Annotated in this window: 18 protein-coding genes and 1 riboswitch; of the genes, 4 read left to right on the forward strand and 14 right to left on the reverse strand. The window is 63.0% G+C overall.

Annotation, left to right across the window (positions count from 1 at the left end; translation table 11 throughout):
• Position 1: 1 nt before the first annotated feature.
• Genes CIT31_RS10375 through CIT31_RS10405 form a run of 7 tightly spaced genes read right to left on the reverse strand, consistent with a single transcriptional unit; the run spans position 2 to position 6558 of the window.
• The gene (locus tag CIT31_RS10375; RefSeq protein ID WP_095518545.1) at positions 2–589 is read right to left on the reverse strand and encodes an NAD(P)H-dependent oxidoreductase; all 588 of its coding nucleotides are present in this window, start codon (positions 587–589) and stop codon (positions 2–4) included.
• Positions 589–1170, reverse strand: a complete 582-nt coding sequence (locus CIT31_RS10380; RefSeq protein WP_165778407.1) for an NAD(P)H-dependent oxidoreductase — start codon at positions 1168–1170, stop codon at positions 589–591. The genes CIT31_RS10375 and CIT31_RS10380 overlap by 1 nt, the downstream gene beginning before the upstream one ends.
• Positions 1170–2570 carry an FAD-binding oxidoreductase gene (locus CIT31_RS10385; RefSeq protein WP_425350583.1) on the reverse strand — a complete coding sequence of 467 codons (1401 nt, stop codon included), beginning with the start codon at positions 2568–2570 and terminating at the stop codon, positions 1170–1172. Before CIT31_RS10385 ends, CIT31_RS10380 begins: the two co-directional genes overlap by 1 nt.
• Complete coding sequence (locus CIT31_RS10390) at positions 2567–3874, reverse strand: cytosine deaminase (protein ID WP_095518547.1); 1308 nt, start codon at positions 3872–3874, stop codon at positions 2567–2569. Before CIT31_RS10390 ends, CIT31_RS10385 begins: the two co-directional genes overlap by 4 nt.
• Before the next feature lies 1 nt (position 3875).
• Positions 3876–4727: an ABC transporter permease gene (locus tag CIT31_RS10395; protein ID WP_095518548.1), complete on the reverse strand. Its 852-nt coding sequence runs from the start codon at positions 4725–4727 to the stop codon at positions 3876–3878.
• On the reverse strand, positions 4714–5544 hold the full coding sequence (locus CIT31_RS10400) for an ABC transporter ATP-binding protein (protein ID WP_095518549.1): 831 nt from the start codon (positions 5542–5544) through the stop codon (positions 4714–4716). The genes CIT31_RS10395 and CIT31_RS10400 overlap by 14 nt, the downstream gene beginning before the upstream one ends.
• A gap of 9 nt (positions 5545–5553) precedes the next feature.
• The gene (locus tag CIT31_RS10405) at positions 5554–6558 is read right to left on the reverse strand and encodes an ABC transporter substrate-binding protein (RefSeq protein ID WP_065012276.1); all 1005 of its coding nucleotides are present in this window, start codon (positions 6556–6558) and stop codon (positions 5554–5556) included.
• 253 nt (positions 6559–6811) lie between these two features.
• On the opposite strand from CIT31_RS10405, the gene CIT31_RS10410 reads away from it, so the two are divergent.
• Both CIT31_RS10410 and CIT31_RS10415 read left to right on the forward strand, forming a co-directional pair.
• A complete protein-coding gene (locus CIT31_RS10410; RefSeq protein WP_095518550.1) occupies positions 6812–7195 on the forward strand; it encodes a RidA family protein in 384 nt (127 codons plus the stop codon).
• Between the two features lie 88 nt (positions 7196–7283).
• On the forward strand, positions 7284–8087 hold the full coding sequence (locus CIT31_RS10415) for a creatininase family protein (RefSeq protein WP_095518551.1): 804 nt from the start codon (positions 7284–7286) through the stop codon (positions 8085–8087).
• A 180-nt stretch (positions 8088–8267) separates the two neighbouring features.
• Here CIT31_RS10415 and CIT31_RS10420 read toward each other — a convergent pair whose 3' ends face one another.
• On the reverse strand, positions 8268–8777 hold the full coding sequence (locus CIT31_RS10420; RefSeq protein WP_095518552.1) for a tyrosine phosphatase family protein: 510 nt from the start codon (positions 8775–8777) through the stop codon (positions 8268–8270).
• Complete coding sequence (gene cobD / locus CIT31_RS10425) at positions 8774–9829, reverse strand: threonine-phosphate decarboxylase CobD (RefSeq protein ID WP_095518553.1); 1056 nt, start codon at positions 9827–9829, stop codon at positions 8774–8776. Before cobD ends, CIT31_RS10420 begins: the two co-directional genes overlap by 4 nt.
• Here cobD and cbiB point away from each other — a divergent pair.
• On the forward strand, positions 9828–10796 hold the full coding sequence (gene cbiB / locus CIT31_RS10430; RefSeq protein ID WP_095518554.1) for an adenosylcobinamide-phosphate synthase CbiB: 969 nt from the start codon (positions 9828–9830) through the stop codon (positions 10794–10796). The two genes, cobD and cbiB, sit on opposite strands and share 2 nt — an antisense overlap.
• 26 nt (positions 10797–10822) lie before the next feature.
• Here the strand turns inward: cbiB and CIT31_RS10435 are convergent, their stop codons facing one another.
• Genes CIT31_RS10435 through CIT31_RS10455 form a run of 5 tightly spaced genes read right to left on the reverse strand, consistent with a single transcriptional unit; the run spans position 10823 to position 13268 of the window.
• The gene (locus tag CIT31_RS10435) at positions 10823–11137 is read right to left on the reverse strand and encodes a hypothetical protein (protein WP_095518555.1); all 315 of its coding nucleotides are present in this window, start codon (positions 11135–11137) and stop codon (positions 10823–10825) included.
• Positions 11138–11163: 26 nt separating this feature from the next.
• Positions 11164–11781: a cob(I)yrinic acid a,c-diamide adenosyltransferase gene (gene cobO / locus CIT31_RS10440; RefSeq protein WP_095518556.1), complete on the reverse strand. Its 618-nt coding sequence runs from the start codon at positions 11779–11781 to the stop codon at positions 11164–11166.
• Position 11782: 1 nt separating this feature from the next.
• Positions 11783–12304 (reverse strand): bifunctional adenosylcobinamide kinase/adenosylcobinamide-phosphate guanylyltransferase, encoded by a 522-nt coding sequence (gene cobU, locus CIT31_RS10445; protein WP_095518557.1) that lies wholly within the window; start codon positions 12302–12304, stop codon positions 11783–11785.
• Positions 12297–13073, reverse strand: a complete 777-nt coding sequence (locus CIT31_RS10450) for a CbtA family protein (protein ID WP_095518558.1) — start codon at positions 13071–13073, stop codon at positions 12297–12299. Before CIT31_RS10450 ends, cobU begins: the two co-directional genes overlap by 8 nt.
• Before the next feature lie 15 nt (positions 13074–13088).
• Complete coding sequence (locus CIT31_RS10455; protein WP_029352005.1) at positions 13089–13268, reverse strand: CbtB domain-containing protein; 180 nt, start codon at positions 13266–13268, stop codon at positions 13089–13091.
• Between the two features lie 37 nt (positions 13269–13305).
• Positions 13306–13508, reverse strand: a riboswitch (cobalamin riboswitch).
• Positions 13509–13738: 230 nt separating this feature from the next.
• On the opposite strand from CIT31_RS10455, the gene CIT31_RS35710 reads away from it, so the two are divergent.
• Positions 13739–13870 (forward strand): hypothetical protein, encoded by a 132-nt coding sequence (locus tag CIT31_RS35710; RefSeq protein WP_280950325.1) that lies wholly within the window; start codon positions 13739–13741, stop codon positions 13868–13870.
• Positions 13871–13925 lie beyond the last annotated feature (55 nt).

The raw sequence follows: 13925 nt of genomic DNA on the forward strand, positions 1-13925 counted from the left end.
ATCAGAAGCGCTCCAGCTTCGTTCGCACTTTCTCCAGGAACGCCGCCCTCGTCTTCGGTGTCGATGAGTCCATCAGGTAGTGCGCCAGAAAGAACGTCCTGCAGCGGGTGGCGCAGAGTGCCCGCATGCCGCGCAGGATTGTCTTGCGTCCCGGCTGGCCGACGACGATGCTCCACCAGGTCGGTGCGCCGCAGGTCGTGATCACCCCGATCTTCGTCACATGCCTCATCAGCGACTGAATCCGTCGCTTGCCGGCCGGCAGCCGGAAGGCGACGTCGGTCGCCCAGACCCGGTCGAGCCAGCCCTTCAGCATTGCCGGCAGCCCATACCACCATGTCGGATAGATAAAGAGGATTGCCTGGGCCCAGTCGAGATTTTCGATGTGCGGCTTGAGCGCCGGATCCTGTGGGGCGTGTTCATTGTAAGAGCGTCGCTCGCCGCAGCCCATGACCGGATCGAAATTTTCCGCATAGAGGTCGAGCAGCCGCACCTCCCAGCCCCTCGCCTTCAGCACCTCGATGGCACTATCCCGGATCGAGGCGCAAAAGCTTTCCGGGACCGGATGGCAGTAAACCACCAGGACCCGCATCAGAAGGCATCCATGCTGGCGGCGACTTTCGCCGTGAATCTCTTCCGCGTTTCATCGGTCGACAGGTTCATCGAATAATGCGCAAGATAGGACACGGAGGCACCTGGCTTGACCGTGGCGCGCAACACTCGCTTGACCAGCTTGCGCGGCGGGTCGCCCATCAGCATGGCGTGCAACCGGCTGCCGCCATAGGTGGTGACCGCCGCCAGCTTGCGGATGTTGTGCAGCGACGGCTGCACCTTGCCATTGACCAACTTGAACGAGACGCCGGGCAGGAATACGCGGTCGAAAAAGCCTTTCAGGATCGCCGGATAGCCGAAGTTCCACACCGGAAACGACAGCACCAGCGCCTCGGCCCGCAGCAGGCGCTCGACATAGGGCGCTGCCGGATCACCGGCGCCGCGATCGTTGTGATAACCGAGCCGCTCGGCCCGCGTCAGCCGGGGATCGAAATTCTCGGCGTAGAGATCGCAGTCGTCGACGGCGTGGCGGGCTGCCGTCAGCCGCTCGACGATCACCTTGTGCAAACCGGCATTGAAGCTGGTCTCGACCGGATGGGCGTAGAGAACGAGGATGTTCATCACCCCGCCTTCTGCAACCCCTTGAACAGGAACGACTTGCCCGAGCGATAATCGTAGTCCGGGTTTTCCCAGGCGATCATCTTGCCGGGATTGAGCAGCCCTTGCGGATCGGTCTCGTGCTTGAAGGCGAGCTGCACCTCGTCCGTCTGCTTCATGCCGCCCTCTTCCAGCGTGTAGCGGTGCGGGTTGAAGACCCAGCAGCCATTCTCTTCGTGGATGCGGATTATCTCGTCGAGCCGCTCGGCCGTCGTGAAGCGGACCAGCGGCAGCCCGGCCACGCCGATCGCGCCGTCGAAGCGGATGAATTCGAGATGTGTCGGCACTTCGTCGCCGAAGCGGTCGATCATCGCCTTGACGTAAGCGAGGTGATCCGGCGAAGGATAGCGGGTCTGCAGATAGGTAATCGTCGGGTCGACCCTGATGGCGCGCAGCGTCGTGTGGTTCCAGGTCAGCTCATAGGCCGGCGGCAGGCCCTTGAGATCGGCCTCCTTGTCGGCGCGGAAGACGATCTCGCCCTTGCTGCGCGCAGTAAGAGCGACAAAGGCGTCCATGGCATGCGGCGTGATCATGCAGACGACGATGCTTTGCTCGCGCCTGAAAAACCGCTGGTGCCGCTTGAAATAATCGTAAGGGATGGGCGCGGCGATCGGCGTGATCAGCTTCGCTAGAATGCCGTCCTGAATGGCGAGATCGTTGCCGAAGCCGGCCGCATCCATGAAATCGTCGAAGCCGACGATGACGTCGATCCAGTCGTAAGATGCGGTCAGCGGCATCTCGACCTCGGTGATGATGCCGTTGGTGCCGTAGGCATGCATCACCTTCAGCACCTCTTCGCCGGTAAGATCCATGATGCGAGGCTCCGCCTCCATCGTCACGGTCCTGAGCCGGATGACATTGCCGAGGTCGCGCAGCCCACCCCAGCGGATCGAGCCGACGCCGCCCGATCCGCCGGCGACGAAACCGCCGATCGACGCGGTGTTATAGGTCGATGGCGACATTCGCAGCTCCTGGCCGGAATGCGCGCGCGTCGCCCTGTCGATGTCGGCGAGGACGGCACCGGGTCCGGTCACGACGCGGCCGGGCGCGATCGTCTTGACTGCATTCATTTCGGCGAGATTGAGCACGACGCCGCCGGACAAAGGCATCGCCTGCCCGTAATTGCCGGTGCCGCTGCCGCGCGGCGTCACCGGCATGCTATGCCGGTGACAGGCGGCAAGCACTCGGATCACCTCGTCTTCCGTCTTCGGCGTCACGATCAGATCGCCGGTCACATGGTCGAGCTGTTGCTTCAGCACCGGGCTGTACCAGTAGAAGTCACGGCTCTTTTGCTGGACGATCGCCGGATGGTCGTCGATCTTCAGACCGTCGAGATCGCGTTTGAGCGTAGCCAGGTCCATCATCCCACCATCAGATCATCGAGTTCGGCATAATCGGGCAATTGGCGCTCGATGGCGCGGCCGTCGCGCACCACGATGCGATCCGATTCAGGCCGCGACAGCAATTCCGTCCAGCTCCGCCCCTTGAAGACGACGAAATCGGCGGCGCCGCCGGCTGCAAGGGTGCCGAAACCGTCGAGCCGCATCACCTGGGCCGGAGTTGAAGTCACCGCCTGTGGCCAATCGCCGACCGGGTGATCGAAATGCAGGATGCGTGTCGCCATGCGGTAGACCTCCAGCATGTCGAGATCGCCATAGGCGTAGAACGGATCTCGGGTATTGTCGGAGGCGACGGCGACAGGAATGCCGCGCGCTTTCATCTCGTGCAGCAGCGTCACGCCGCGCCAGCGCGGCGTGGTCTTGTCGCCGCGCCGGTCCTGCAGATAGAGATTGCACATCGGCAGCGACACCACGGCAAGCCTCGCCTTCGCCACCTTATCCAGCGCGTCGAGCACATCGAGATCGGGCTGGCGTGCCAGCGAGCAGCAGTGGCCGACGAGGATGTTTCCCTCAAAACCGTTCCACAAGGCCGCCTCGGCGATCTTCTTCAGCGAGATCGCCGAGATATCGTCAGTCTCGTCGGCGTGGAAATCGAGGTCGAGGCCATGCTTGATCGCCTGCGCGAACACCTGGTCGAGAAGCTCTTCCAGGTCCGGCAGCATATAGGTGACGACGCCGAGCACGCCGTTGGCCGCGGCGACGCGTTTGGCCAGCCTTTCGAACCACTTCCTGTCGCGCACGCCTTCGATGCCAAGCAGGCAGGCCGCTTGCAGCTCGATGCGGCCACGCCATGTCTCCCGTATCGTCTCGAACACCGGCCAGGAGATCTCTTCCTGCGGCGCGACGCTGTCAAGATGGGTGCGCATAGCCCTGGTGCCGTGCGCGTAGGCTGAGCGCAGCGAAAAATCCATGCGGCGGGCAACGTCGTCTGCGCTCCAGCGGGCAGCGCGATCGGCGCCGGTGGCGTTCAACGCGCCCATGAACGTGCCGTTCGGATTGGGTTTTCGAGGCCAGATATGGCCCTTGTCGATATGCGTGTGGCAGTCGACGAAGCACGGCATGACGACGCGGCCGCCGAGGTCGGCGGCAGCTGCAGGCGAATTGGACTGGCGATGCGCGACGATGCTGGAGATTTTGCCGTCGGCGACGGCGATATCGGCGAGCGCAAAGCCGTCGGCATCGAAGGCTGCGGCAAGGCCCGGCGTCAGTGATGCGTGAAGCCGGACGTTGGTAAGATGGTAAGGACCAGAGGCCGGTATCTCCAACATTTCATCGCTCCTGCTTCAGCGCGCTTTCATGCCAGCGCCGCAAAATGAGATGCGAGATCAGCGACAGCACCAGGAAGATCAGAATGCCGGTGAACGAGATCAGGATCAGGGCCGCAAACAGCCGCGGGGCGTTAAGCCGGTAACCGGCCTCGATGATGCGCGAGGCAAGCCCCGACGACTGGCCGGTTGCCCCGGCGACGAACTCGGCCACCACCGCGCCGATCAGCGACAGGCCGCCGGCGATCTTCAGCCCGCCAAGAAAATACGGCATCGCTGCCGGCAGCCTGAGATAACGCAATTGCTGCCAGCGGGTCGCGCCGTTAAGCCTAAACATGTCGCGCAGATTGCGGTCGACGGAATTGAGGCCGAGCGTGGTGTTGGACAGGATCGGAAAGAAGGCGACAATCCAGGCACACAGCAGAAGCTTCGTCGTCTGGTTGTCGACGTAGATGTTGATCAATGGGAAGATCGCGACGATCGGCGTCACCTGCAGGACGATGGCAAACGGGAAGAACGACATCTCCACCCATTTCGATTGTGCGAACAGGACCGCCAACCCAACACCGCCGACGATGGCCAGAAGCAGGCTGAGGAAGGTGACCCTGAGCGTCACCAGCAGCGAGGAAAACAGCAGCCCGGCATCGTCAAACAGCGTTTGCAACACCACACCGGGGCGCGGCAGGATATATTTCGGGATGTCGTTCCAGACGCAGATGCGGTCCCACAGCCAGATGGCCAGAATCATGATCGCCAGCGGCAGCACCCATCGGCCGATGCGCTCGAGCCGCTCCTGGCGCACGCGACGCGCCTCCTCGGGATCGAGCCTCAGCACGTGTTCTTCAATGGCCGTCATGGTGCGGTCCGGCAGTTGAGTTGATGGCGCCGATCAGCACATCGGACGCCTGACGGCAAAGCGCGGCATAGGCGGGCGAAGTACGGAAGGCTTCATTGCGCGGATAGGGCGCATCGATGACGAGTTCTTTGAACACCCGGCCCGGTCGCGCCGCCATGACGACGACGCGGCTGGAGAGGAAAACGCTTTCGAAGACGCTGTGGGTCACGAAGACGACGGTAAAATGCTCGTCCTGCCATAGCTCCAGAAGATCGTTGTTGAGCTTGAAGCGGGTGATCTCGTCGAGCGCTGCGAACGGCTCGTCCATTAAAAGCACGCGCGGCTTGGTCACCATGGCGCGGGCGATCGAGACGCGCATCTTCATGCCGCCGGACAGCTCGCGCGGCACGGCATGCTCGAAGCCGGTCAGGTGGACCCGCGCCAGCATCTCCATCACGACAGGCGCAGCCTTGGCCCGCGACACGCCCTTCAGCCGCAGCGGCAGCCAGACATTGTCGAAGACATCGGCCCAGGGCAGCAGCGTCGGCTCCTGGAAGACGAAGCTGATATTCGAGCGGTCGACAGAGCTGCTGCCGCGCCAGTCGAGCACGCCGGAGGTCGGCGTCGCAAGACCAGCAATGAGGCGCAAGGCCGTCGACTTGCCGCAGCCGGACGGGCCGAGAAGGCTGAGAAAGTGGCCTTCCCGGATCGTCAGGTCGACATCGCTGAGCGCCGTCACGCCGTTGGAAAAGACCTTGCCGACGCCACGCAGCGCCAGCAGCATCGGACCTTTGCCCGATGCGCTTGCCGGCGCTTGCGGCACTTTCTCCTGCATCATGCCTGGGTGCTATTTCTTCAGGTCGATCCCGACGCCCTTGTTAACGAAGGCCAGCGTGTAGGACTTCTTGATGTCGACGCCGGCCGGCACGACCTTGGCCTTGACCATCTTGTCGTAGAAGCTTTCGATGCGCGCGTCAGTCATCGCACCGATGCCGAGTTTTTCCGTGTCGCCGGAATCGACGATGCCGAATTTCTTCATCTGCTCGATCGAAAACGCGATCTGCTCGTCGCTGATGTCGGGGTTATCCTTCTTGATCGCCGCGTTGGCGGCAGCGTTGTCGCCGTAGAGATAATTGTACCAACCCTTGGCCGAGCCATCGACGAAGCACTGAACCACCTCCGGCCGCTTGTCGATCGTGGCCTGCATGGTCTCGATCGTCGTCGCATAGGTGTCGAAGCCGTAGTCGGCGAGCAGGAACAGATTGGGCTGGAAGCCGCCTTCCTTGGCGACGGCGAAGGGCTCCGAGGTCACGTAACCCTGCTGGATCGACTTCGGATTGGCGATGAAAGGTGCGGGGTTGAACGTATAGGGCACGCGCTTGGCCGGATCGAAGCCGAACTCCGTGATCATCCATTGGAAGTAGCTCTGTGCACCTTCGTCGCCAATAATGTACTGGTCCGCGTCCTTCAAATCCTCCCATTTGTCGAGGCCCTGACCCGGATGGCTCATGATCACCTGCGGCTCTTTCTGGAATGAGGCGGCGACCACGCGCAGCGGAATGTCCTGCTGAACGGCGTCGAAGGCCTGCAGCATGTTGCCGCCCATGTAGAAGTCGATCTTGCCGGCGAGCAACAGCGGCCGACCGCTGACCTGCGGGCCACCTTGCATGATCGTCACGTCGAGCCCGCAAGCCGCATAGGTGCCATCAGCGGCCGCCTGATAGTAGCCACCGTGCTCGGCCTGGGCGAGCCAGTTGGTGCCGAAGGTGACCTTCTCGTTCGCTGCCGCGCTTAGCGTGCTTGCGGCAAGCAGCACGATCGCGCCCACCGAAATCTTAAGTTTTCCGTCCATCCACACCACCCTCTGTTGGCTCCGGTGCGCCACGCACCGGGCTCGACACCATCGACTCAAGAAGCAAGACACATGCCATCACCGAGGCCGCCCGCCTGCGCAACGGTGGTGCACGAAGGCCGGACGGTCATGCTGTACCGGGGGCATCGTGCCTATTTTTTGAACGCCTGTCCACAATCGCCCTGATAGTATGCACTGCATCTTGAACGGGCCGCCAATCCGGCTTTAGGCTGACATCAGATTGGAGATTTTCATGTTCAAATTCCTGGCGCCGAAGTCGATCAAGCCGCCCTTCGCCCGCTACAGTCATGGCATCGAGGTGCCTCCCGGCAAGAGGCTGGTGCTGTGTTCGGGCCAGGTCGCCATCGCTCCGGACGATCAGATCCCGGAGGATGCCGACGCACAGGCCGAACTCTGTTTTCAGAACATCGCGGCGATTCTTGGCGAGGCCGGGCTTGGACTTTCCGACATCGTCCGCATCAACACCTATGTCACCGACCGCGCCTTCCTGCGGCCCTATATGGACGTTCGCGATCGGCTGTTCACCAGCCCGGCGCCGGCTTCGACGCTGATGATCGTGTCCGGTTTCGCGCGGCCGGAATTCAAGGTCGAGATCGAGGTCATCGCGGCAGGGTGATCGACAGGCGATCCTTCCCGCGCTAGGTCTGGCCGTGCATCGAAGAGGCCAGTCTATCGAAAAGGCCAGTCTATCGAAAAGGCATGACATGACCGCTGCAAACAAACGCGTGTGGTGGGGCGACTACCGGACCACCGAATACGCCACGATCGATCCGGAGGCGACGATCGCCGTTCTGCCGGTGGCGGCGATCGAACAGCACGGCCCGCATCTGCCGGTTTCGACCGACACCTCGATCATGACCGGCATGCTCGACACGGTGATCGCCCGCCTGCCCGCCGATCTCGACATCCGCATCCTGCCCGTCCAGGCGGTGGGTAAGTCGAACGAGCACCTGCATGCACCGGGAACCCTCACTCTGCCGGCGCCGATCTTGATCGAGGCGTGGACCGAGCTTGGCCTGTCGATCGCGCGGGCCGGGCTAAGGAAACTGATCGTCGTCAACTCGCATGGCGGCAACGAAGAGATCATGGGCATCATCACGCGCGAATTGCGCGTGCGTGCAAAGATGCTGGCGGTGAAGACGAGCTGGCAGCGCTTTGGCCGGCCGGCCGGCATGTATACCGAGCTTGAGGATCGCCACGGCATCCATGGCGGCGATGTCGAGACCTCGCTGATGCTGCATTTCCGGCCGGATCTGGTCGACATGGCAAAGGCCGACAATTTCGTGTCCAACGTCGCCCGCGCCGAAAAGGAATTTTCACTGCTGCGCCACACCGGAACGCACGCCTTCGCCTGGATCGCCACCGATCTCAACCCGAACGGCGTGGTCGGGGACGCCAGCATTGCAACGGCCGAAAAGGGCAGGCTTACCGCCAACCATCAGGCCGACGGCTTCATCAGCCTGTTGAAGGATGTGCGCAAGGCGAAGCTGGCCGACTGGCTGGCATAGTCAGGCCATGGTCCCGAACTGAAGGTCAGCGCAGCAAACAGCGGAAACCGGGTTTCGGAAAAGATCTTGGTCAAACTCTAAAGCGCGTCGCGTCTGAACGGATTTATGCGACGCGTTTTAAGCTCTTGTTTTTATACATGTCGTTACCCCAAAACCGCTGCGCACTTTTGGGCGACAGCATTAGGCGTCGATCTTCAACTCAAAAGGCGTACCTTCGAAGGCGTCCGCGCCGCGCCCGATCGCCTGGATCGCGCCGATCATGCGGCCGTTGCGATCGAGCAGCGTATCGGCGACCGCGATCAGCCGCGGGTTAGGTGTCGCCGTCGGCGACAACGCGCGCAGCGTCTCAGCCAATTCGACCTCGCAGCGCTTCGGCGCCAATGCCGCCGCGATGATGTAAGCCGAGGCGGTCGAACGGCTGATGCCGGCATAGCAATGCACGACCAGCGGCCTTGCACGATCCCATCGGCGCGCGAAATCGAGCAGATCGCGGACATGGATTTCGCCCGGCATGGTCATGCCCTCTTGCGCCACCGCAATGTCATGCATGACCAGATGCAGATGGTTTTCCCGGGCGATCGACGCCGGCCGCATCACCTCGGTACCTGCAGCCAGCAGGGAAAGCAGCCGCTCGGCGCCGGTTCTCGCGACCGTTTCCTCGACCTTCGATAGCGAACAGACATGGATCATTGCTTGACCTCCTTGGTGTTATCGTCGCGCTGTTGCGCCCAGTCGGCAAGAGCCGATTCGAGCCGCTGCCATTCCTCGTCAGGACCCGGCAGCCCGGCGCGCAGCACATGCGGCCGGCCGGAAAAATGCCGAAGCAGGATGCCGCGCTCGCCAAGCGCCGAAAACAGTCCGGCGGCGTCCGCCAGCCCGATATAGCGGAACAGCGTGGTCCCGCCGGCGACTGAGACGCCGAAGCGGCCGAACAACGCATCGAGCCGTGCTGCATCCTCTGCCAGACGGCATCGCATCTCGGCCCGCCAGCCGCTGTCGGCAAGCGCGCGGATACCGTATTCGAGCGCTGGGCCGGCGACCGCCCATGGCCCGAACTGCGCCTCGAGCTGTTCGACCGTCAGCGCGTCGGCCAGTGCAAAGCCGAGCCGCAGGCCGGCGAGGCCAAAGAATTTGCCGAAGGAACGCAGCACGACAATGCCGCCTTGCTCGACATCGCCGGCCAGGCTTTCCGCGTGCGGCCCGACATCCATGAACGCCTCATCGACGACCAGCAACCCGCCTTTGGCGCGCAATTTTCCGGCAAGATCGAGCAGCTTCTTGCGTTCGATGATGCGCCCGTCCGGATTGTTGGGGTTGACGATGATGGCGAGATCGGCTCCTGCCAGGACCTCGAAAACATCGACCTCCGTCACAGCATGGCCGGCGATTGCCGCTGCCCGGTGATGTTCAGCATAGGTCGGCCCGAGCACCAGCGCCTTGCCGGGGCTCGCCAGCGAGGCGACGCGCGGCAACAGGATCTGCGTGCCCGGCGTCGCCACCACATTCGCTGCCGATGGCGCGCCATAAACGCTTGCCGCGACTTCGGCCAACTCGCGGACCCGCGCTGCTTCCGGCAATCTGGACAGGGCGGTGGCGGGCAGATCGAAAAACGGATAGGAGTGCGGATTGATACCGGTCGAGAGGTCGACGAAGGGCTGCGGCGCATGCGGAAAAAGCGCCCTCGCCCGGCCAAGGCTTCCGCCGTGATCCACCACTGTCGCCGCTCCATCAAGAGACTTCATGTCGATCCTGACCGCTTTCCTGTCACTGGTTGTTGAATTCGCCGTGGGTTACCCGGCCTGGCTGTTCGGCGCCATCGGCCATCCCGTCACCTGGTTCGGCAGGCTGATATCCTTTCTCGACCGCAGGCTCAACCGCGATACTGATTCCGACGCCCTGCGTCGCCGGCGCGGTGTTCATGCGCTGCTGATCATCGTGCTGGTGCCGGCCGCCATCGCCTTCGCCGTGGAAGCCATGCTTTCGGGCATTCCAGCTGGACTGGTCCTCACGGCAATCCTGGCGACGTCGCTGCTGTCGCAGAAGAGCCTGGCCGAGCATGTCGAGGCGGTGGCCGACGGACTGGACAATGGTGGACTCGACATTGGCCGTGCTGCCGTCTCAAGGATCGTCGGCCGCGATCCGGAAAAGCTCGACAGAGCCGGCGTCTGCCGCGCGGCGATCGAAAGCCTGGCCGAGAATTTTTCCGACGGCGTCGTTGCGCCCGTCTTCTGGATCGGCGTCGGCGGGCTGGCCGGCGGCGTCGCCTACAAGGCCGCCAACACGGCCGATTCGATGATCGGCCACCGCACCCCGCGCCACGAGGCCTTCGGCAGGGCGGCAGCGCGCTTCGACGATCTGATCAACCTGCCGGCGTCGCGGCTGACCGCACTGCTCATCGTGGGTGCCTCTTTCTTCGTCAAAGGCGCCGATGCCGGCAACGCCTGGCGCACCGTGCAGCGCGACGCGACAAAGCACCGCTCGCCCAATGCCGGCTGGCCGGAGGCGGCGATGGCCGGCGCGCTTGGCCTGGCGCTCGCCGGCCCGCGTTCCTATGACGGCGTCATGGTCGACGATACGTTCATGGGCGAAGGCGGCCACCGCGATGCCGAGAGCGCCGACATCAGGCGGGCGCTGAAACTCTATCGGGTCGCCGACTTTTTGCTGATCGCGCTGTTCGGCGTGCTGTCGGTGATCGTCATCGCTGCGTGACCCATCGGACGGGTCGGGAACTCAAGTCACCAAGTAACGCGGACTTCCCTTGCTCTTGAATCAGCGGCCTTGCCAAACCTTTTGATCGCATAGCCACCGACAGCTGCAGGAGAAGATTTCAATACTGGTTCAATCACAACAAAGAGTCGCTCAGCATCTGGCCCGTACATATAGAGGATGCACTTGCCGTCGCCAAACTCATCGCCATCAAACTCACCGACCGAAGCATTGCCGAGGACTTGCTCTAGCCGATCTTCCAGCGCGAGAATGGAAGCGCGTTCTTTCGACGTTCCAAACTGCCCGTCATTCAGAAGAAGATAGACGATTACCGCTTGTTCCAACAGACAGTTCTCCTGCTGCGAAGTGATCAGAACTCGATTCCTTGCTGTGCCTTCACGCCAGCGGAAAAGTGATGCTTGGTCACGCCCATCTCGGTGACAAGATCGGCGGCATCGACCAGCGCCGGCTTGGCGTTGCGGCCGGTGACGACGACATGCAGGTTTTCGCGGCGGCCTTTCAGCGCCGCCACCACTTTGTCGAGATCAAGATAATCGTAGCGCAGCGCGATGTTCAGTTCGTCGAGCACCAGAAGGCTGATCGACGGATCGGCCATCAGCTCGAGCGCCTTGGCCCAGGCCGCTTCGGCGGCGGCGATGTCGCGCTTCAGATCCTGCGTTTCCCAGGTGAAGCCCTCGCCCATTGTATGCCAGACGACCCGGTCGCCGAAGGCGGCAAAGGCGTCCTTCTCGCCGGTGTGCCATTTGCCCTTGATGAACTGGACGACGCCGACGCGCCTGCCGTAGCCGACCATCCTCAGCGCCAGCCCGAAGGCGGCAGTGGTCTTGCCCTTGCCTGGCCCGGTGTTGACGATCAGCAGCCCCTTCTCGACCGTTTTTGCCGCGACCTCGGCGTCCTGCACCGCTTTGCGCTTGGTCATCTTGTCGCGATGGCGCTCCTCGTCCTTGGGATCGATAGTATCAGCCATGTCACTTCACCTTGAGCGGCAGCCCCACCACCATCAGCAGCACCGTATCGGACACTGCCGCGACTTGCTGGTTGAGCCGGCCGGCGGCATCGCGAAACCGGCGAGCCAACGCATTGTCCGGCACGATGCCCTGGCCGACCTCGTTCGAAACCACGAACCACGGCCCGCGCGGTCGTGACAGCACATCCGCCAGCCCTCGGCATTCGGCCTCAACGTCATGTTCGGCCAGCATATGATTGGTCAGCCACAAAGTCAGGCAGTCGATCAGGACGGGCCGGCCGTCAGGCAGCGCCTCGATCGCGCCGACGAGATCGAGCGGCGCGTCGATGGTCGTCCAGCCCTCGCCGCGCCGCGACCGATGCAGCGCAATACGTTCGCGCATCTCGTCGTCATAGGTTTGCGCCGTGGCGATATAGGCCCACGGCGCCGGGCAGGCCGTCGCCAATTTTTCGGCATGCGCGCTCTTGCCGGAGCGTGCACCGCCGATGACCAGGGTCAGCGTCCCGGCAACGCGATCAGGCAAAGCTGTCGCGCAGGCCGGTCGCGGTGCCGGTCAAGCGGCCACGCACCACGCCGACGATGCCGCCGAGCACCAGCCAGAACACCAAATTGGTCAGCGTCACCGCCACCACGAACTGGTGATGCAGGCCTTCTGGGATGGGCGATTCGAAACTGTCGGGCTGCGGCGCGCCGACGATATGCGGCGCCACGATCAACGCTACGGCAATCAGCGCCAGTGGCAAGGACTTGCGGAAGGCAAGCAGGCCGAGACCCGCCGCGGTCGCCATCACGGTCGCCGTCCACCAGATCTGGCGCTGGGTGAGATCGGCCGCCGGCATCGCCGGCAATTCGGGCGGCAGGCCAAGGTTCGGAGCCAGCGTGAATACGGCAAAGCCGGCAAAGCCCCAGAACAGGCCCTGACGCCAATTGCCGATGCCGCCGGCGAACTCCGAAGCGGCGACCAAGATCAGCGCAAAGCCGATGCCGGTGACCACATTGGCAACGATATTGAAGGCGAAGCGCTCGAAGCCGTCGGCCGGCGTCCAGCCCTCCTCTTCCGGGGCGGCAGCTTCGGCCGGCGCTGGCGCCGCGCTGGTCATAGCATTCGTATCCCCGGCGTTCGCAGCCGGCGCCGCGGCATGGTCATGCGTGTGACCACCGCCGGCCTGTTCGTAGACTTCCGCTTTCAGAATGAGCGGCACCGTGGCATAGGCCTGCATGCAGGCGAGAACGACGCCTGCCACAAGCCCTGCGATCGCCGCGATGAACACGACGTTGCGAAACAGTGTCATGATGTCAGCCCCTCGTCAGTGGCAGGGGAACGCCATCGAATGGCGATAGTCGTGAGCGGCATTGTGGACCGCATCGATATGCGAGAAGCCGACAAAGCCCATCACGAAAATGCCGAGAAATGCAGCAAGCGCCAGCTGCACGAAGCGCGACTGCGAGGAGACGGAAGTGCCGAGCGAGACGGAAGCGGTATTCATGTCTTGTCCTTTCGCCCTCCACCCGAGGGCATAGAAGTCAGTTTTCCTGTCGCCGGCAGGTCTCCTGGCTCGCGGATCAACGCCCTTCCCCACCTTCCCGAAGAAACTCTTCAGTGGCATATGGAGAGGACTAACCGCACACAGTTGCGGGGGCAGCCACGGCATTGGGCCAACAATTCGCCCTCACCGCATTCCCTTTAGGGCGCCGTGCGTCCGAATGGACGCACAAGGACGCTCTAACACTTAGACTCTGCGCATGACCTTTCCGGAACCGATTCCGGTTTCGGGATCATCCGCGGCTCCAAACGGAACCGACGACAGCTGCGACTATAGGCAGAATCGTCGCGTCCGGCAAACCAAATTCCGCCAGCCACCAGCGCGAATGCGCCTCTCGGCAGGCCAGCCAGCCCGGCGCTGCGATTGACAGTGTTCGCGACCGGGTGTCGGCTGGCGTATCACAGGAGCCGGTCATGCAGCCCAGCCCGAGCGAGCACGATCCCTTTAACGGTTTGACGCGACTTGAACCGTCGCTGCCGTCCTCGGCCTACTGGGACATCGAGGCCTATCAGCGCGATCTCGACGCCATCTGGTATCGTAGCTAGCTGCTCGTCTGCCGAGAGGCCGACCTTGCCCAGCCGCTGGCGTTCAGGACGTTCT

It is taken from the genome of Mesorhizobium wenxiniae, assembly GCF_002284535.1.
Taxonomy (GTDB): domain Bacteria; phylum Pseudomonadota; class Alphaproteobacteria; order Rhizobiales; family Rhizobiaceae; genus Mesorhizobium; species Mesorhizobium wenxiniae.